The 18,067-nt window shown below is 72.5% G+C and carries 14 protein-coding genes; 5 read left to right on the forward strand and 9 right to left on the reverse strand.

What is annotated here, in order from left to right; genetic code table 11:
- From solA to AOK16_RS01580, 4 genes are all read right to left on the reverse strand, one after another.
- The coding region (gene solA / locus AOK16_RS01565; RefSeq protein WP_055470381.1) for an N-methyl-L-tryptophan oxidase at positions 1-1,135 on the reverse strand (1,135 nt) is incomplete at its 3' end.
- 32 nt (positions 1,136-1,167) lie between these two features.
- On the reverse strand, positions 1,168-3,627 hold the full coding sequence (locus AOK16_RS01570) for a GcvT family protein (RefSeq protein WP_107098246.1): 2,460 nt from the start codon (positions 3,625-3,627) through the stop codon (positions 1,168-1,170).
- Entirely contained in the window at positions 3,627-4,727 is a 1,101-nt protein-coding gene (locus AOK16_RS01575; RefSeq protein ID WP_055470383.1) for an S-(hydroxymethyl)mycothiol dehydrogenase, read from the reverse strand. Before AOK16_RS01575 ends, AOK16_RS01570 begins: the two co-directional genes overlap by 1 nt.
- Before the next feature lie 407 nt (positions 4,728-5,134).
- Entirely contained in the window at positions 5,135-5,932 is a 798-nt protein-coding gene (locus AOK16_RS01580) for an IclR family transcriptional regulator (RefSeq protein WP_055470384.1), read from the reverse strand.
- 150 nt (positions 5,933-6,082) lie between these two features.
- Between AOK16_RS01580 and AOK16_RS01585 the strand changes: the two genes are divergently transcribed.
- Complete coding sequence (locus AOK16_RS01585; RefSeq protein ID WP_055470385.1) at positions 6,083-6,445, forward strand: bifunctional 3-phenylpropionate/cinnamic acid dioxygenase ferredoxin subunit; 363 nt, start codon at positions 6,083-6,085, stop codon at positions 6,443-6,445.
- Positions 6,446-6,591: 146 nt separating this feature from the next.
- Here the strand turns inward: AOK16_RS01585 and AOK16_RS01590 are convergent, their stop codons facing one another.
- Entirely contained in the window at positions 6,592-6,927 is a 336-nt protein-coding gene (locus AOK16_RS01590; RefSeq protein WP_055470386.1) for a hypothetical protein, read from the reverse strand.
- A 294-nt stretch (positions 6,928-7,221) separates the two neighbouring features.
- Between AOK16_RS01590 and AOK16_RS01595 the strand changes: the two genes are divergently transcribed.
- The 3 genes from AOK16_RS01595 to AOK16_RS01605 are packed head-to-tail and all read left to right on the forward strand — an operon-like array spanning position 7,222 to position 10,734.
- Entirely contained in the window at positions 7,222-9,828 is a 2,607-nt protein-coding gene (locus tag AOK16_RS01595; protein ID WP_055470387.1) for a sensor histidine kinase, read from the forward strand.
- Entirely contained in the window at positions 9,825-10,268 is a 444-nt protein-coding gene (locus tag AOK16_RS01600; protein WP_055470388.1) for a roadblock/LC7 domain-containing protein, read from the forward strand. The genes AOK16_RS01595 and AOK16_RS01600 overlap by 4 nt, the downstream gene beginning before the upstream one ends.
- 10 nt (positions 10,269-10,278) lie before the next feature.
- Positions 10,279-10,734 carry a DUF742 domain-containing protein gene (locus tag AOK16_RS01605; RefSeq protein WP_055470389.1) on the forward strand — a complete coding sequence of 152 codons (456 nt, stop codon included), beginning with the start codon at positions 10,279-10,281 and terminating at the stop codon, positions 10,732-10,734.
- A 62-nt stretch (positions 10,735-10,796) separates the two neighbouring features.
- Here the strand turns inward: AOK16_RS01605 and AOK16_RS01610 are convergent, their stop codons facing one another.
- Complete coding sequence (locus AOK16_RS01610; protein WP_055470405.1) at positions 10,797-11,042, reverse strand: DUF6296 family protein; 246 nt, start codon at positions 11,040-11,042, stop codon at positions 10,797-10,799.
- Between the two features lie 234 nt (positions 11,043-11,276).
- Here AOK16_RS01610 and AOK16_RS01615 point away from each other — a divergent pair, with 234 nt between their 5' ends.
- Positions 11,277-11,885 (forward strand): GTP-binding protein, encoded by a 609-nt coding sequence (locus AOK16_RS01615; RefSeq protein ID WP_055470390.1) that lies wholly within the window; start codon positions 11,277-11,279, stop codon positions 11,883-11,885.
- A gap of 8 nt (positions 11,886-11,893) precedes the next feature.
- Here the strand turns inward: AOK16_RS01615 and glpK are convergent, their stop codons facing one another.
- The 3 genes from glpK to AOK16_RS01630 form a co-directional block, all read right to left on the reverse strand.
- Positions 11,894-13,396, reverse strand: a complete 1,503-nt coding sequence (gene glpK, locus AOK16_RS01620) for a glycerol kinase GlpK (protein ID WP_055470391.1) — start codon at positions 13,394-13,396, stop codon at positions 11,894-11,896.
- A gap of 440 nt (positions 13,397-13,836) precedes the next feature.
- Positions 13,837-15,534, reverse strand: coding sequence for a GGDEF domain-containing protein (locus AOK16_RS01625; protein ID WP_055470406.1), 1,698 nt, complete (start codon positions 15,532-15,534; stop codon positions 13,837-13,839).
- Between the two features lie 288 nt (positions 15,535-15,822).
- Positions 15,823-18,042: an NADP-dependent isocitrate dehydrogenase gene (locus AOK16_RS01630; protein ID WP_055470392.1), complete on the reverse strand. Its 2,220-nt coding sequence runs from the start codon at positions 18,040-18,042 to the stop codon at positions 15,823-15,825.
- Positions 18,043-18,067: the final 25 nt, after the last annotated feature.

Here is an 18,067-nt window from a genome sequence, read left to right on the forward strand (position 1 = left end):
GGCCGGGGTCGAACAGCTCGATGGGGTGCGGGGTTTCGCCGGTAAGGGCCAGGTCGGCGAGGATCTCCCCGACCACCGGTACGAACTTGAAGCCGTGCCCGGAGAACCCGCAGGCCACCGTCACGGAGCCGGGGTGCGCGGGATGCCGGGCGATCACGAAGTGCTCGTCGGGAGTGTTGCTGTACATGCAGGTGGCCGCGGTGAGGAACCGGCCGGGCAGGTCCGGCAGCCGGTCGGCCACCTGGCCGGCCATGGCGGCCACTTCGCGGTCGTGCACGGTGCGTTCGATGGTCTCGGGCGTGCACACGGTGCCCTTGCGGAAGAACGCCACCTTCGCGCCGCCGTCCGGGCCGTCGATCGCGGGGAAGCCGTAGATCTGCACGGCCCGCGCGTCCTCCCAGATGTAGATGGGGTGGCGCTCGGGCGCGAAGGCGTGCGTGCCGCCCGAGGGCTGGAACCAGTACATGACCTGCCGCTCGATCGTGAACGGCACGCCGAGGTCGGTGAGCAGCCGCGGCGCCCAGGCCCCCGGGCAGATCACCAACTGCCCGGCGGAGTAGGTGTTCCGGGCCGTACGGACGCGCACGCCCCCGCCCGGAAGGGCCTCCCAGCGGGTCACCGGCTCCTCGAAGCGCAGCTCCGCGCCGTCCCGGTCGGCGAGCCGGAGGTGCGCGGCGACGGTGTTCTCGGGGCGTACGAGACCGGCGCGCGCCTCGTACAGCGCGACCTCGTCCTCGGCCGGGGTGAGCGTGGGGAAGCGGCGGCGGACCTCCCGGGCGTCCAGCATCTCGTGCGGCAGGTCCCACCGGCGGGCGGAGAGCAGACTGCCGGCGACCGTACGGCTGTCGGGGCGGCCGACCATCACGCCCCCGCACAGCGTGGCCACTTCGCACCCGGTGTCGCGCTCCAGCCGCTCGTACAGCTCGTACGCGCGCAGCAGTAGCGGCACATAGGCCGGGTCCTCGAAGTAGGACTGGCGGGTGATGCGCGAACCGCCGTGGCTGGAACCGCGGTTGTGGGCCGGGCCGAACTTCTCCAGGCCCAGCACCCGGGCCCCGCGCGCGGCCAAGTGGTGGGCGGCGGCGCTGCCCATGCCGCCGAGGCCGAGCACGATGACGTCATAGGTGGGGGACACGTCATAGGTGGGGGACAAGAGGCCTCCTCGGGTTACCGCCGGATGCGTTCCATCCGCGGGTCGTAGAGCGGCTCGGCCGCCACGGTCGCGGGCACCTTCTCGCCGAAGTACTCGATCTGGACGGCCGTGCCCGGCACGGCCGCCGCGGCGGGCAGCCAGGCGTACGCGACGGTGCGGCCGACCGTGTACCCGTACGCGGCGCTGGTCACATAGCCCGCCACCGAACCGTCCACGGACACCGGCTCCTTGCCGAGCACTACCGCAGCCGGGTCGTCCACCGTCAGACAGGCCAGCCGCCGCCCGGCCGACTCCTCGCCGAGGCCCTCCAGCGCGGCGCGCCCCACGAAGTCGCCCTTCCCGGGCCGCACGGCGAAGCCGAGCCCGGCCTCGTACGGGTTGTGCTCGGTGGTCATGTCCCGGCCCCAGGCGCGGTAGCCCTTCTCCAGGCGCAGGCTGTCGAAGGCGCTGCGCCCGGCGGCGATCACCCCGTGCTCCCGACCGGCTTCCCACAGCGTGTCCCACAGCCGCAGCCCCAGGTCGGCGGTGGTGTACAGCTCCCAGCCCAGCTCGCCGACGTAGCTCAACCGCAGGGCGGTGACCGGGACATGGCCGATGAAGGTCCGCCTGGCCCGGAAGTAGCCGAAGGCCTCGTGCGAGAAGTCGTCCCGGGTGAGCGGCTGGACGAGCGCGCGGGCGAGCGGCCCCCAGACGCCGACGCAGCAGGTGCCCGAGGTGATGTCGGCGATGTGCACGTCGTGGTCGGGGGCGTGCCGCTGTAGCCAGTCGAGGTCGAGGGCGCTGTTCGCGCCGACCTGGAAGCGGTCGGGTGCCAGCCGGGCCACGGTCAGGTCGCTCCGGACGCCCCCGGCCTCGTCCAGCATCAGCGTGTACGTGACCGAACCGGGCTTCTTCGCCAGCTGGTTGGTGGTCATGCGCTGGAGGAAGTCCAGCGCGCCCGGGCCGCTGGCCTCGAACCGCCTGAGCGGCGTCATGTCGTACAGGGCGACCCGCTCGCGCGTCGCCCTGGCCTCCGCCGCGGCTATCGGCGACCAGTACCGGGCCGACCAGGCGTCGCGCGGCGGGAGCTCGACGGACTCGGCCAGCGGCGCGTTGGCCTCGTACCAGTGCGGCCGCTCCCAGCCCCCGGCCTCCAGGAAGTACGCGCCGAGCTCCCGCTGCCGGGGGTGGAAGGGGGAGACGCGCAGCGGGCGCGGCTGCTCCAGGGGCTGGAGCGGGTGGATGACGTCGTAGACCTCGACGAAGCTGCGCGCGCCGCGCTCGGCGAGGTACGCGGGGGAGAGCTGGGCGTCCTCGAAGCGGTGCGGGTCGCACTCGTGGACCGTCGTGCCCGCCCGCCCCTCGGTCAGCCACTCGGCGACGGCCTTGGCCGCGCCCGCGGAGTGGGTGACCCAGACGGCCTCGGCCAGCCAGAAGCCGCGCAGTTCGCGGGACTCGCCGAGGACGGGCATGCTGTCGGGGGTGAAGGAGAAGACGCCGTTGAACCCCTCCTCGACCCGGCTCGCGCCGAGCGCCGGGAGGAGGCCCACCGCGTCCCGCCAGCTCGGTGCGAAGTCCTCCTCGGTGAACGGCAGCGAGGAGGGCATGACGGGCGCCTCGTCGTACGGGGGCAGGGTGAACGGGTCGACGGGCAGCGGGCGGTGGGCGTAGCTGCCGATGCCGATGCGGTCGGTGTGCTCGCGGAAGTACAGGTCGCGGTCCTGGAAGCGCAGGATCGGCCGACTCGCCTCGGCGCGCGGGCCGCCCCGGCCCGCGAGTTCGGGCAGCGGGGCGGTCTTCGCGTACTGGTGGGCCAGTGGCAGCAGCGGCACCGTGACGCCCGCCATCGCGCCGATGACCGGGCCCCAGAACCCGGCCGCGGAGACCACGACGTCGGCGGGGAACGCGCCCCGGTCGGTGACCACGCCCGTCACGCGCCCGCCCCGCTGCTCGACGGCGGTGACGGTGTGCCGGTCGAGGAACCGGGCGCCGCGCCGGGCCGCCCGCGCCAGCTGGGCACGGGCGGCGGGTACGGCGCGGGCCAGGCCGTCGTCCGGGGTGTGGAAGCCGCCGAGCACCCGGTCGGCGTCGAGCAGTGGCCACAGCTCGGCGCACCGCGCGGGCGTGAGGAGTTCACCGCGTACGCCCCAGGAGGCGGCGAAGCCCGCCTTGCGGTGCAGGTCGGCCCAGCGCTCCCCGGTCGTGGCGACCTCGAGGCCGCCAACCCGGTGGAAGCAGGGCAGCCCGTCGGCTTCGAGGGCGGCGAACTTCCCGACGGTGTAGGTGGCGAACTCGGTGAGCGCCTTGGACGGGCTGGTCTGGAAGACGAGACCGGGCGCGTGCGAGGTCGAGCCGCCGGGGGCCGGGAGGGGACCCTGTTCGAGGACGGTGACGTCCGTCCAGCCGCGGGCGGTGAGCTCGTCGGCCAGGGAGCAGCCGACGATCCCGGCGCCGATGACGACCACGCGGGGAGTCCGGACGGTGGGGTGCGTCATCACAGCACCACCACCGAGCGCAGGACCTCGCCCGCCCGCATCCTGGTGAACGCCGCCTCCACCTCGTCGAGTGCCACCGTCTCGCTGACGAACGCGTCGAGGTCGAGCTTGCGGGTCAGGTGCAGGTCGATCAGGACCGGGAAGTCGCGGCTGGGCAGGCAGTCGCCGTACCAGGACGGCTTGAGCGCGCCCCCGCGCGCGAACAGCTCGCTCAGCGGCAGTTCGACCCGGGCGTCCGGCTCGGGCACTCCGACCTGGACGAGGGTGCCGGCCAGGTCGCGCATGGCGAAGGCCTGGCGGTAGGTCTCGGGGGTGCCGACGGCGTCGATGACGACATCGGCGCCGAAGCCGCCGGTCAGCTCACGGACAGCCGCCACCGCGTCCGTACCGCGGGAGTTGACGGTGTCGGTCGCGCCGAAGCCGGTGGCCGCGTCCAGCTTGCGGTCCTCGATGTCGACCGCGATGACCCGGCGCGCCCCGGCCAGCGAGGCCCCGGCGATCGCCGCGCTGCCGACGCCCCCGCAGCCGATGACGGCCACCGTGTCCCCGCTGCCCACCCCGCCGGTGTGCACGGCCGCGCCGTAGCCCGCCATCACCCCGCAGCCGATCAGCCCCGCGGCCTCGGGGCGGGCGGACGGGTCGACCTTCACCGCCTGCCCGGCCGCCACGAGCGCCTTCTCCGCGAACGCGCCGATGCCGAGCGCGGCGGTGAGCGGGGTGCCGTCCAACAGGGTCGCGGGCCGGGCGGCGTTGCGGCTGTCGAAGCAGTACCAGGGCCGCCCGCGGCGGCAGGACCGGCAGGCGCCGCAGGGCGCTCGCCAGGCCAGGACGACGTAGTCGCCGGGGGCCAGGCCGGTCACGCCGGGGCCCACGGCCTCGACGATCCCGGCTGCCTCGTGCCCGAGCAGGTACGGGAAGGCGTCGCCCACCGCGCCCTCCCGGTAGTGCAGATCGGTGTGGCACACCCCGCAGGCCTGGACGGCCACGAGCACCTCTCCGGGGCCGGGATCGGGCACGAGCACCGGCAGCACCTCGACGGGCGCGCCCTTCTTGAGCGCCACGACGGCGCGGACTTCGTGGGGCGTGGCTGCTTGGGGCATGGCTGCACTCCTTACGAACTGCTCGGCGGCAGGGAGTGGTCGAGAAACGCGGATGGAGCCTGTTGCGGAGACACACGCAGTTGCGTCTTGCGCCATGCATTGCGCGATGGGAGACATCGTGGGAGCCGTGTGAACGCGGCGTCAATGGGGTGTTCGTAAACCATCTGTAAACGCCTGCCGACGGACGGTTCGTGAGGCGGCGACGGAGGGCGTACGGCGGTGGAGGGTCCGTGCGGCGGCGGCGATGGATGGGGCGGGGCAACCGGGAGTGGCAGGTGCGGGACAACGAGAGCGGCCGGTGCGGGACAACTGGGGGAGGCGGGTGCGGGACAAACTGGGAGGGGCTGGCGGGTTGACGGACGATCATCCGTCAACCCGCCGGCCCCTCCCGGCCTCGCCGTGCCCCCTCAGCCGGGGAACCCCATGCGGCGGGACAGCTCCAGGGCCGCCTTCGCGGCGGACTCCGCCAGCTCGGGCAGTCGGCCGCTGGTCATCCGGTACGCGGGCCCGGACGCGCCGATCGCCCCGATGACGGCCCCGTCGTGACCGCGTACGGGCGCCGCCACCGCGTTCAGCCCGATCTCCAACTCCTCGGAGGCGCAGGCGAATCCGAGGCGCGCTGCCGACTCCAGCTGCTCCCGCAGCGCGGCCCCGTCGGCGATGGTGTGCTCGGTGAACCGGGCCAGCTTCCGCGCCAGCAGCCGCTCCCGGCGCTCGGTCGCCAGATGGGCGAGCAGCACCTTGCCGCTCGCGGTCGCGTGCAGCGCGGTACGCCGCCCGAGCCAGTTGTACGCGGTGACCGCCGCGGCCCCGCGCGCCTGCATGATGTTGACCGCCGCGTCCCCGTCCAGCACCGCGATGTTGGCCGTCTCGCCGGTCTCCTCGGCCAGCGTCCGGCACACCGGGGCACCCTCCTGGGAGATGTCGAGCCTGATGGCCGCCGCGCCCGCGAGTCTGAGCACCCCGGCGCCCAGGTAGTACTTGCCGCGCTCCTTCTCCTGGCCGACGAGACCGCGGTTCTCCAACACTCCGAGCAGCCGGAACGCCGTCGATTTGTGGACGCCCAACTCGTCGGCGATCTCGGTCACTCCGGCCTCGCCGAGTCTGGCGAGGATCTCCAGCACGCTCACCGCTCGGTCCACCGACTGCACTGCCCCGCCGGCCCCGCGTCTGTCCTCGGCCCGGTCATCGGTCGTGTTCGTCATGGGTCTGAATCTCACCACCCGGTGGCTCTTCATGGCTCTTTGCGACAGCGAACTCTTGACGGCAACGGCCTGATTCTGGATTCTGTTGCGCATCGCGCGTCATGGTGCGTCATCCAGAACACATGATACCGATCACCGTGTGGGGGACCAATGACTCCCGTCTGCCGAATCGAAGATCTGCCCGAGGGCGAGGCCGTGCGCGTCGAGGTCGAGGGCAGTCCTGAGCCGATCGCGGTGTTCCACGCCGACGACGGCGAGTTCTACGCCATCGACGACACCTGCACCCATCAGGACGCCTCGCTGTCCGAGGGCTGGGTCGAGGGCTGCTTCGTCGAATGCCCGCTGCACACCGCGCTGTTCGACCTGCGCACCGGTGAGCCGACCTGCCTGCCCGCGCGCAGGCCCGTACGCACCCACCGGGTCACCGTCCTCGACGGGATGGTCCACGTCGAAGCCCGTCCCGTCGGGGAAGCCGGGGGAGTGGTCGCGGAACCGGCCGAAATCGTCGCCTGAGCGCCGGCACTTCAAGCCATCCCGGCGCGCTTCAAGCCGCCGCCCCGGCACCTAAACCGCTTCCGACACCTCGCCCCGGCCCCGACATCTCGAACCGTCCCCAACACCTCGCCCCGCCCCCGCCGCCAAGGCCGCCTGATGGCGTGTCAGGCAGCCTGGTGGCGCTCGCCTATTCGGGGCCGGGCCGTGCTGCTGGGGACGGAGACCACGCCGTTCCGCTGGTTCCACACCTGCCGGGTCACCCACACGTCCAGAACGCTCCAGGTGGCGACGATCGTGCTCGTGACCGTGCACAGCACGGCCGGGAACGCCAGCCACGAGCCCGCGAGCGTGCAGAGCACCGCCACCGTCGCCTGAACCAGCGTGACCGCCACAATGATCAATGCCCGCACCGCGGCCGTACGGATGGGGTCGGCCATCCGCGCCCGCGCCACCGGCTCCTCGGTCCACAGCGGCCGGTGCCCCGTTTCGTACCTGTCCATCAGCCTTTCACTCCCCTCGCAGGGATCACGAACGGGAACCGCCGAAAGTTCCCGCTAGATCCGCCGTACCGACCCCAACTCCCCGTCGCCGAACGGATTCCGATGTGGCGACGAAGGGGTCACAAACAAGGATGGGATGTCCGACCATGATCGGACAACTCCGTGCGAGCCGACGCCTGAGCAGTCCGAACTCCCCTGGAGGGCTGTCGAGTTGGTGCACAGGCAGTAGTAGGCTCGCCACGATTATTGAACGGAACACCGCCCCGCACGTCCGGGGGTGACGTAGGAGACACCATGCGCTTTCGCGGGAAATCCATCCGCAGGAAGATCGTGGGGCTGCTTCTCGTGCCGCTGGTGTCCCTCACCTCCATCTGGGCGTTCGCCACAGTGATCACGGGCCGCGAGGCCCAGCATCTGCTGGCGGCCGCCGAAGTAGTGGGGCAGGTCGGCGTGCCGGCCGAGGACACCGTCCAGGCACTCCAGCAGGAGCGCCGCAGGAGTCTGGTCTTCCTCGCGGACCCCCGGGACGACGGCGCCCTGGCCCGGCTGCACAGCCAGGAGCGGCTCACCGACAAGGTGGTGGAACGATTCCGCCGCAACGCCGAGAACGAAGACGTCCGCGACGACCTCGGCCACGGCGCCAGTGCCGCACTGGACGAGGTGCTGCGCGGCCTGAACGACCTCGCCGACCTCCGCCGCAAAGTGGAGGAGCGGGCGGTCACCCGCTCGTACGCCTTCTCCGCGTACAACGTGCTCGTCGACCCCGGGTACGAGTTCCTGGGCGCGCTGCACGCCGTGAACGACACCGAGCTGGACAAGCAGGGCCGCGCGCTGGTCGGCGTCGCCCAGGCCCGTGAGGTCCTCGCCCGCGAGGATGCGCTGATGGCCTCGGGACTGGCCGCCCAGAGCCTGGACCAGCGTGAACTGCGGCAGATGTCCGACCTGATGTCGAGCCGCAAGCTGCTCTACGACACCAACCTGCCGCTGCTCCCCAGCCAGGAGCGCATGGCCTTCGAGGACTTCTGGAACGGCCCGATCACGGCCAACATGCGCTCGGTCGAGGAACGCGTCATCGCCGCGGGCTTCGAGGGCGTCCCGGCCGAGGTCACCGCGGACCGCTGGGAGTCCGCGGCCAGCAAGGTCCTGGACGAACTGGCCGAGCTGAACGCCCGGGAGGGCCGCGCCTACCAGGACCGGGTGGAGCCCGCCGGCTTCACCGTGCTCGCCCAGGCCGGCGTCTCCGCCATCCTCGGCTTCGCCGCCGTGGTCGCCTCCTTGGTGGTCTCCGTCCGCATCGGCAGCAGCCTGATCCGCGACCTCATGCGGCTGCGCAAGGACGCCCAGGAGGTCTCCGGCATACGGCTCCCCAGCGTCATGCGGCGCCTGGCCGCCGGCGAGTCGGTCGACGTCGAGGCCGAGACGCCCCAGCGCAAGCACGGCGAGGACGAGGCCGGCCAGGTGGCCAGCGCCTTCGACACCGTGCACCGGGTGGCCGTCGAATCCGCCGTCAAGCAGGCCGAGTTGCGGCGCGGTGTCTCCGAGGTGTTCGTCAACCTCGCCCGCCGTAGCCAGGTGCTGCTGCACCGCCAGCTCAACCTGCTCGACGCGATGGAGCGGCGTACCGAGGACTCCGAGGAGCTCGCGGACCTCTTCCGGCTCGACCACCTCACCACCCGCATGCGCCGCCACGCCGAGGGCCTGGTCATCCTCTCCGGGGCGGCCCCCTCCCGGCAGTGGCGCAAGCCGGTCCGGCTGATGGACGTCGTCCGGGCGGCCGCCGCCGAGGTCGAGGACTACGAGCGCATCGACGTGCGCAGGCTCCCGAAGGTCTCCGTGGTCGGCCCGGCCGTCGGCGACCTGACCCACCTGCTGGCCGAACTCCTCGAGAACGCCAGTGTGTTCTCGCCCCCGCACAGCTCCGTCCAGGTGGTGGGTGAGCGGGCCGCGAAGGGCTTCACCCTCGAGATACACGACCGCGGGCTCGGCATGGCGCCGGACACCCTGCAGGACGCCAACCTGCGGCTCGCCGAGACCCCCGAGTTCGAGCTGTCCGACACCGACCGGCTCGGCCTGTTCGTCGTCAGCCGCCTCGCCCGCCGCCAGGGCGTACGCGTCTCCCTCCAGGCCTCGCCGTACGGCGGCACGACCGCGGTCGTCTTCATCCCGGCCGCCGTCCTCATCGAGCCCTCGGACGGCGGGACCACAGGTGGCGGAGACGAGAGCGAGCGGACCGCCGGGCGGGGGGTGCCCAGGAGCGGCCCCGCCGCGAAGGAGCGGACTCCCGCGCCGCTGGCGGAGGTTCGCCGCCCCACGAGCGTCCCCGCCGGGCCCGCGGAGCGCGAGACCCCGGTCCGCTCCGCGCCGAGCCGCCTGGACGAACGGCGCGGACCCGTACGCCGTCCCGTCGAGGAGCACCAGCAGGCCCGCGAGACCGACGGGGCCGAGGTGCGGGCCGAGGGGCTGATGCCGTTGCCGCGCCGCCGCTCCCCGGTCCTCGTCTCGGACCACGGGCGGCCCGTCGAGGGGCGGCGGCGCCCGGAGCCCGCGGAGTCCATACGCCCCGCGGACGCGGAGACCATACGGGAGGCCGAAGGGACCGTGACGGTCACGGACCCCGCGGAGGACGCGGAAGCACAGCTGTCCGGATTGCCCCGCAGGGTGCGGCAGGCGAGCATCGCCCCGCAGCTGAAGGACGATCCGGCACCGGAGGCCGGGCAGGACCCGGAGAGCGCGGGCTCGGCGCCCGAGCGCGACGCCGACCTGGTCAAGTCGCGCATGGCCTCGCTCCAGCGCGGCTGGCAGCGCGGCCGGGCGGACACCGGCACCGAGGGCACGCCCGAGGACGCCGGATCCGCCGGGGACACCGCACGAGGAACGACACCTGAGGGGGACGGTCGATGACCGCACCGAACGCCGCAGCCAATCCAGCTTCGAGCGGCGGACCAGGGGAGCTCGACTGGCTCCTCGACGAGCTGGTCAAACACGTCGAAAGCGTCAAGATCGCGCTGGTGCTCTCCGGCGACGGGCTGCCCAGGGGCGCTTCACAGGACCTGACGCGGGAGGACAGCGAGCATCTGGCCGCCGTCGCCTCGGGGTTCCACAGCCTGGCCAAGGGTGTGGGCCGCCACTTCGAGGCGGGCACGGTCCGGCAGACCGTGGTGGAGCTCGACCAGGCGTTCCTGTTCGTCACCGCAGCCGGGGACGGCAGCTGCCTGGCCGTCCTGGCCGACGCGGACTCCGACGTCGGCCAGGTCGCGTACGAGATGACGCTGATGGTCAAGCGCGTCGGCGTCCATCTCGGCACGGCGCCGCGGGCCGGCGGCGCCCCCACCGGTGGGTGACGGTCCGGCCATGAGCGAAGGCAACACGGGCCGCGACGGCGGCGGGGGGACGTTCTGGGTCGACGACGACGCCGGTCCCGTCGTGCGGCCGTACGCCATGACCCGCGGCAGAACCCGCAGCGAGGCCGAGGAGAAGCTCGACCTGATCGCGGTGGTCATAGCCGAGAGTGCCCACGGCCTGGACGAGGACGCGTACGACGCCGACACGTACGACGACCTCGACGGACCGGGGGCCGGCCACGACCTGTCACCGGAGCACCTGGACATCGTCGAACTGTGCCGGGAAGCGCCCCAGTCGGTCGCCGAGGTGGCGGGTGAACTGGACCTCCCGCTCGGCGTCGTCCGAGTGCTCCTGGGCGATCTGATCACCGCGGAGCTGGTCCGCGTCTCCCGGCCGGTGCCCCCGGCGGAGCTGCCGGACGAGTGGATCCTCCGCGAGGTGATCGACGGGCTGCGGGCCCTGTGAACGGGGTACGGCCGCGCCGCGGGAACCACGTCGCGGAGCGGGTGCGCGGGGGCGATCGGGCCTTACGGGACGGGGCGCGCCCGGACGGTCGACGCGGGGTTCTGGTGGCCGCCGCTGGCGATCATCCGGACCTCGTCGCGGTCGCTGATCTCGGCTCTGACGATGCCGGTGTCATCCGTGTACACCGGGTGACCGCCCGGGCCCTTGCCGTCCGTGCGGCGCACGGTGACGACGTCCTCCTCGGGGTCGGCCGGGGCCGTGCTGCCGGGGTGCGCGAAGACCAGCTCGTACTTCTCGCTCTGCGACATGACGCCCTCCTCTGCCGTGAGTCCCTTGTCCTGGCCCACAGCCCTGAATGCCCCAAAGGGGGCATTCCACACCCGTTCGGCCGGGTGTGTACGGGTGGGCACCCAGTGCGACCGGCGGCGGAGTCCGGGACTCCCCGCCGGAACGCTTCCCGACAGCCGCCTGCCACATGGAAGTTGGCGGGGGCTACAGTCCTCCCGGAACCATCCCCGTACAGCGATTCGGAAGAAGAGACCATGGTGCTCAGGGGCGCTGAGCGGCGTCGTGTGTTCCCCGTAGAACCGGTGACGCTCAAGATTCTTGTGGCGGGCGGCTTCGGCGTCGGCAAGACGACCCTCGTCGGCGCGGTCAGCGAGATCAAACCGCTGCGCACCGAGGAGTTGCTGACCGAGGCCGGACGGCCGCTGGACTCCCTGGAGGGGGTCGAGGAGAAACGCACCACCACCGTGGCGATGGACTTCGGCCGCATCTCGCTGCGCGAGGACCTGGTGCTGTACCTCTTTGGCACGCCGGGGCAGGATCGTTTCTGGTTCCTCTGGGACGAGCTGGCCACCGGCGCCCTCGGCGCGGTCGTCCTGGCCGACACCCGCAGGCTCTCCGACTCCTTCGCCGCCATCGACTACTTCGAGCGGCGCGGTATCGCCTTCACCGTCGCCGTCAACTGCTTCGACGGCGCCGAACGCTACCCGGCGGACTCGGTGCGCGAGGCGCTCGACCTCGACTCGGGTACGCCGGTGGTGCTGTGCGACGCACGGGAGCGCGGATCGGCCAAGGAGGTGCTGATCGCGGTGGTCGAGCACGCGTTGAAGACCGGAGCGCTGCGCCGCCAGCCCGCCGCCACCTGAGGGCCGGCTCAGTCCTCGAGCCAGCCGAAGCTGCGCTGTACCGCCTTGCGCCAGTTGCGGTACTCGCGCTCCCGTACGCCCGCCTCCATCCGCGGCGTCCACTCCCGGTCGTGCTTCCAGTGCGCCCGCAGCTCGTCCAGGTCCTGCCACACACCGGTGGCGAGACCTGCCGCGTACGCCGCGCCCAGGCAGGTGGTCTCCGTGATCGCCGGCCGGATGACCGGCACGTCCAGCACGTCCGCCTGATGCTGCATCAGCAGGCCGTTCGCGGTCATCCCGCCGTCCACCTTCAGTGAGGTGATCTTCACCCCGGAGTCCTGGTACATCGCGTCCACGACCTCGCGCGTCTGCCAGCTGGTCGCCTCCAGCACGGCCCGCGCCAGGTGGCCCTTCGTCACGTACCGCGTCAGGCCGGTGATGATGCCCCGCGCGTCGGAGCGCCAGTACGGGGCGAACAGCCCGGAGAAGGCCGGGACGATGTACGCCCCGCCGTTGTCCTCGACGCTCTCCGCCAGCGGCTCGATCTCCTCGGCCGCCGCGATGATGCCGAGCTGGTCGCGGCACCACTGCACCAGTGCGCCTGTGATCGCGATCGCGCCCTCCAGGCAGTAGACGGGCCGCTGGCCGCCGAGCTGGTAGCCCATCGTCGTGAGCAGCCCGCTCCTGGACTGCACGGGCCGGTTGCCGGTGTTGAGCAGCAGGAAACTGCCCGTGCCGTACGTGTTCTTGGCGTCGCCCACGCCGTAGCAGGTCTGGCCGAACAGGGCCGCCTGCTGGTCGCCGAGCGCGGACGCGACGGGTACGCCCGCGAGTTGGCCGACTGCCGTGCCGTACACCTCGGAGGAGGAGCGGATCTCCGGGAGGATCGCCTCGGGCAGGTCCATCGCGGACAGGATGGCCGGGTCCCACTTGAGGGTCACCAGGTCCATCAGCAGGGTGCGGCTCGCGTTCGTCACGTCGGTGACGTGTACGCCGCCATCGGGGCCGCCGGTGAGGTTCCAGATGAGCCAGGAGTCGATCGTGCCGAAGGCGATCTCGCCGTTCTCGGCGCGGGTGCGCAGGCCCGGCACGTTCTCGAGCAGCCAGGCGGCCTTCGGCCCCGAGAAGTAGCTGGCGAGCGGCAGGCCGGTGGTCTCGCGGAACCGGTTCTGCCCGACCACGCCGCCGAGCCGGGTGCACAGGGCCGCGGTCCGGGTGTCCTGCCAGACGATCGCATTGTGCACGGGCTTGCCGGTCGCCCGGTCCCACAGGACGGTGGTCTCGCGCTGGTTGGTGATGCCCAGCGCGCTGAGCCGGTCCGGGCGGAGCCCCGCCTTGGCGAGCGCGCCCGCCACGACGGCCTGCGTCTTGACCCAGATCTCGGTGGCGTCGTGCTCCACCCAGCCGGGCTTGGGGAAGATCTGCCGGTGCTCGCGCTGGTCGACGGCTACGATCGCGCCGCCCCGGTCGAAGATGATGCAGCGGCTGGAGGTGGTGCCCTGGTCGATTGCGGCGACGAACGTGTCCGTCATGGACGTCTCCTGAGTGCTCGGCGGGGGCGAGCCCTCTGGGCTCCGATCCAGGATGGTCCGGCTTCTCCGTGGGCCGGAGGGGGCGCGCCGGGGCACTCCTCCAGCCACCGCTGGGGGACCCACCTCGGGCGGCGAACGTGCCGGTCGGTCTTGCCGCTGACCGTCGGTGTTTGTTCTCTCCCCAGCTACCGCTGGGAGGTGCCCCAGCCCTGCGGGGGCACCCCGGCACGCCCCCTCCTTCCGCCGTGGCCCTGCCGTGGGGGTGACGGCCCGTCGTCGGTCGGGGTGCCGAGGGGGCTCTGACGAAGTCGACTGCGGTTCGACAGCGCCCCGAAGGGGGAACTGCGCGACCGGCCACGACGGGCCCGCGGACGGTCGATGGCCGATTGCGGCACTTCTGGCGGAGCGCTGAGCCCGCGGCCGGGACGCGGCGCGGGGCGCTAGCCCGGGGCCGGCACGCCGTGTTCGGCAGCGGTGGGGCCGCAGGGGTCCGGGACTCGGGGGGACGCGCCGCGGCGGATCTCGTGGCGCGAGGAGTCCTGGCGGCCCAGCACCCAACTGGCGCCGTCCAGCGCCTTGGCGGCCTGCTTCAGCGGCGCCAGGCAGGCCGCCGCCTGGCGGTGCCCCTCCACGCTCTCCGGCCCGCACACCACGGTCGCCAGCGACAGCGTGACCGGTCGGCCGCCCGCCGACCACGGCGCGTCCAGCACCGCCGAGGCCAGCGGTTCCAGACCATCCGGATCGGCCAGCAGCAGGAAGTCGTCCCCGCCGATGTGCCCCACGCGCGCCTCCGGGCGCACGGCCGCCGCGTCCGCGAGCGTACGGCCCACCGCCCGGATCAGCTCGTCGCCCGCCGCGAACCCCGCCCCGTCGTTGACCTGCTTGAAGCCGTCCACGTCCAGCCAGCTCAGCGCGAACTCCCGGCCGTCCGCGATCCGCCGGTCCACCTCGGCGTTGATCGCGTCCGAACCGGGCAGCCGGGTCAGCGGGTTGAGCCGCACCGCCTCCTCGACCCGGCTCTCGGCGAGCGCCCGCACGATGTCCGCCAGGTGGACCACGCCCACGCAGCGGCCGTACGCGTCGACGACCGCCACGTCGTCACCGGTCCTGGCCCGTTCGTCGGCGGCCACCACGTTCAGCACCTCCCACGCCGTGGCGTCCGCCCCGACCGTGCGCGGCAGGTCGGCGAGGCGGACCGCGGGCCGGTCCGCGTACAGCGCGTGCCCGTAGCGCCCCGAGAGCGACAGCAGGAACCGGCCCCGGTCCACGGCCCGTACGGGCACCCCGTCCGCGTCGACCAGCACCACCCCGGACACCCCGGGGGAGCCGGTGAGCAGCGACCGCACCTCCCCGGCCGAGGCGGTGACCGGGAGCAGCGCCGCGGGCCGGACGAACTCCATCACCAACGGGCCGCCGGCGCCCGGCTGTTGGGCGGGCAGCGCGACCGTACGGGACGGGCGGTACACGTCGGCGGCGGGCAGCCGCGCGGCCGGCGCGAACAGATCACCCTGGGCGAGCTGCGCGCCCGCCTCGCGCACCGCCGCGTACTGCAGCTCGGTCTCGACACCTTCGACGGCCAGCCGGCTGCCCGCCCCGTCGCAGAAGCGGCGCATCCCGGCGACGACCGCCTGGCAGCCGCGATCCTCGGGCAGCCGGGCCACGACCGACGCGTCGACCTTGACCACGTCGGGCGCGAGCTCGGCGAGCAGCCGCAGCGGAAGGTCGCCGTCACCGATACCGTCGGCGCAGATCCGGAAGCCCTCCTCGCGCAGCCGCCCCACGGCCGCGAGCAGCGCGCGGCGCGGCACGTGCGTGAACGGCGTCCCGAGGTCGACGGTCACCTCCCACGGCTGCCGCCGCGCCTCGCGTACGGCCGCGCCGAGCGAGGCGAGCCCGCCCAGGTCGGCGGGCGTGCCCGCGAACACGTTGACGTGCAGCGGCAGCAGCGTCTCCTGCCGCGCGGCGGCCCGAACGGCGAGGGCGGCGAGCTCCCCGTCGAGGTCGGGGTTGCTCCGCGCCGTGGCCAGGACGTCACCCTGCTCCGGGCGGGCGAGGATCTCCAGCGCCGCCACGGAGCCGGTAGTGAGGTTCACAACCGGCTGGAAGGCGAAGCGGAGGTGGTCCGTCCAGGAAGGCACGCCCAGCATGATGGACCCAACCGGCGCTGAGTGAGGGGTGGTTCACGCAGAGTTCATCCCCGGAGTGAACCCTTCCGGCCGGGCCCGCCCGGGTGGCGGGTGCCGTGGTCGGGCTTCGCCGGGCATCGCCGTACTAGATTGCGCGCCGCTGCGGCGGGGCGGCCCTGAGGACTTCGTCGGCCCCGGGCTGACTCCTCGCTCTCGCTCCGGCGGTCGGGAACACGGAAGGCCTCTGTGGCATCCGGACGGATGCCACAGAGGCCATTCCCTTGCTCAGTCGACGTGGCGTCAGGCGAGCGTCGCCAGCGCCTCGTTGAAGAGCTTCGACGGGCGCATGACGGCCGCCGCCTTGGCGGGGTCGGGCTGGTAGTAGCCGCCGATGTCGGCCGCCGGACCCTGCGCCGAGATCAGCTCCTCCACGATCGCCTGCTCCTGCTCGGCCAGCGTCCGGGCGAGACCCGCGAACGCCTCGGCGAGCCGGGCGTCCGCGGTCTGCTTCGCCAGCTCCTGGGCCCAGTAGAGCGCCAGGTAGAAGTGGCTGCCGCGGTTGTCGATGCCGCCGACGCGGCGGGTCGGCGACTTGTCGTTCTCCAGGAACGTCGCCGTCGCGCGGTCGAGGGTGTCGGCGAGGACCTGGGCGCGCGCGTTGCCCTGAGTCTGCGCCAGGTGCTCGAAGCTGGAGGCCAGCGCGAGGAACTCGCCCAGGCTGTCCCAGCGCAGGTAGTTCTCCTTGACGAGCTGCTGCACGTGCTTCGGCGCGGACCCGCCGGCCCCGGTCTCGAACAGACCGCCGCCGTTCATCAGCGGGACGACCGACAGCATCTTGGCGCTCGTACCGAGCTCCAGGATCGGGAACAGGTCGGTCAGGTAGTCGCGCAGCACGTTGCCGGTGACTGAGATGGTGTTCTCGCCGCGGCGGATCCGCTCCAGGGAGAACGTGGTTGCGTCGACCGGGGCCATGATGCGGATGTCCAGGCCCTCGGTGTCGTGCTCCGGCAGGTACGCCTTGACCTTCTCGATCAGCTGCGCGTCGTGCGCCCGGCCCTCGTCCAGCCAGAAGACGGCCGGGTCGCCGGTCGCGCGGGCGCGGGTGACGGCCAGCTTGACCCAGTCCCGGATCGGCGCGTCCTTGGTCTGGCACATGCGGAAGATGTCGCCGGCGCTGACGGTCTGCTCCAGTACGACGTTGCCGCCGCCGTCGACGACCCGCACCTCGCCGGTGGTGGGGATCTCGAACGTCTTGTCGTGGCTGCCGTACTCCTCGGCCTTCTGCGCCATCAGGCCGACGTTGGGCACCGAGCCCATGGTCGCCGGGTCGAAGGCGCCGTTGGCGCGGCAGTCGTCGATGACGGCCTGGTAGATCCCGGCGTAGCTGCTGTCCGGGAGGACCGCGAGGGTGTCGGCCTCCTGGCCGTCCGGGCCCCACATGTGGCCGGAGGTACGGATCATGGCCGGCATCGAGGCGTCGACGATGACGTCGGACGGCACGTGCAGGTTGGTGATGCCGCGGTCGGAGTCGACCATCGCCAGGGCGGGGCCCTCGGCCAGCTCGGCCTCGAAGGACTCCTTGATCTTCGCGCCGCCGGGCAGCGACTCCAGGCCCTTGAGGATGCCGCCGAGCCCGTCGTTGGGGCTCAGACCGGCCGCGGCCAGCGCCTCGCCGTGCTCGGCGAAGGTCTTCGGGAAGAACGCACGGACGACGTGGCCGAAGATGATCGGGTCGGAGACCTTCATCATCGTGGCCTTCAGGTGCACCGAGAACAGCACGCCCTCGGCCTTGGCGCGGGCGATCTGCCGGGTGAGGAACTCGCGCAGCACGGCGACGCGCATCACGGAGGCGTCCACGACCTCGCCAGCCAGCACGGGGACGGACTCGCGCAGGACGGTCGTGGTGCCGTCGTCACCGGTCAGCTCGATGCGCAGCGAACCGGACTCGGCGATGACCGCGGACTTCTCGGTCGAGCAGAAGTCGTCGGCGCCCATGGTGGCGACGTTGGTCTTCGAGTCGGCGGTCCAGGCGCCCATGCGGTGCGGGTGCGCCTTGGCGTAGTTCTTGACCGAGGCGGGGGCGCGGCGGTCGGAGTTGCCCTCGCGCAGGACCGGGTTGACGGCGCTGCCCTTGACCTTGTCGTAGCGGGCGCGGATGTCCCGCTCCTCGTCGGTCTTCGGGTCGTCCGGGTAGTCCGGCAGCGCGTAGCCCTGCTCCTGGAGCTCGGCGATCGCGGCCTTCAGCTGCGGGATCGAGGCCGAGATGTTCGGCAGCTTGATGATGTTCGCCCCGGGCGTCTTGGCCAGCCGGCCGAGCTCGGCGAGCGCGTCCTCGACGCGCTGGCCCTCCTGGAGACGCTCCGGGAAGCCGGCGATGATCCGCCCCGCCAGGGAGATGTCGCGGGTTTCGACACTGACCCCGGCCGTCGAGGCGTACGCCTGGACCACGGGCAGGAACGAGTACGTCGCCAGGGCCGGGGCCTCGTCAGTGTGCGTGTAGATGATGGTCGAGTCAGTCACCGATACTCCGCTTCACGCGTTTACA

The organism is Streptomyces pathocidini (genome assembly GCF_001418495.1).
Taxonomy (GTDB): Bacteria; Actinomycetota; Actinomycetes; order Streptomycetales; family Streptomycetaceae; genus Streptomyces; species Streptomyces pathocidini.

What these genes read in the sequence shown, in the direction of transcription:
- AOK16_RS01570 (WP_107098246.1), bottom strand. Translation starts at nt 3,627, where the DNA reads ATGACGCACCCCACCGTCCGGACTCCCCGCGTGGTCGTCATCGGCGCC.
- AOK16_RS01575 (WP_055470383.1), bottom strand. Translation starts at nt 4,727, where the DNA reads ATGCCCCAAGCAGCCACGCCCCACGAAGTCCGCGCCGTCGTGGCGCTC.
- AOK16_RS01580 (WP_055470384.1), bottom strand. Translation starts at nt 5,932, where the DNA reads ATGACGAACACGACCGATGACCGGGCCGAGGACAGACGCGGGGCCGGC.
- AOK16_RS01585 (WP_055470385.1), top strand. Translation starts at nt 6,083, where the DNA reads ATGACTCCCGTCTGCCGAATCGAAGATCTGCCCGAGGGCGAGGCCGTG.
- AOK16_RS01590 (WP_055470386.1), bottom strand. Translation starts at nt 6,927, where the DNA reads ATGGACAGGTACGAAACGGGGCACCGGCCGCTGTGGACCGAGGAGCCG.
- AOK16_RS01595 (WP_055470387.1), top strand. Translation starts at nt 7,222, where the DNA reads ATGCGCTTTCGCGGGAAATCCATCCGCAGGAAGATCGTGGGGCTGCTT.
- AOK16_RS01600 (WP_055470388.1), top strand. Translation starts at nt 9,825, where the DNA reads ATGACCGCACCGAACGCCGCAGCCAATCCAGCTTCGAGCGGCGGACCA.
- AOK16_RS01605 (WP_055470389.1), top strand. Translation starts at nt 10,279, where the DNA reads ATGAGCGAAGGCAACACGGGCCGCGACGGCGGCGGGGGGACGTTCTGG.
- AOK16_RS01610 (WP_055470405.1), bottom strand. Translation starts at nt 11,042, where the DNA reads ATGTCGCAGAGCGAGAAGTACGAGCTGGTCTTCGCGCACCCCGGCAGC.
- AOK16_RS01615 (WP_055470390.1), top strand. Translation starts at nt 11,277, where the DNA reads ATGGTGCTCAGGGGCGCTGAGCGGCGTCGTGTGTTCCCCGTAGAACCG.
- glpK (WP_055470391.1), bottom strand. Translation starts at nt 13,396, where the DNA reads ATGACGGACACGTTCGTCGCCGCAATCGACCAGGGCACCACCTCCAGC.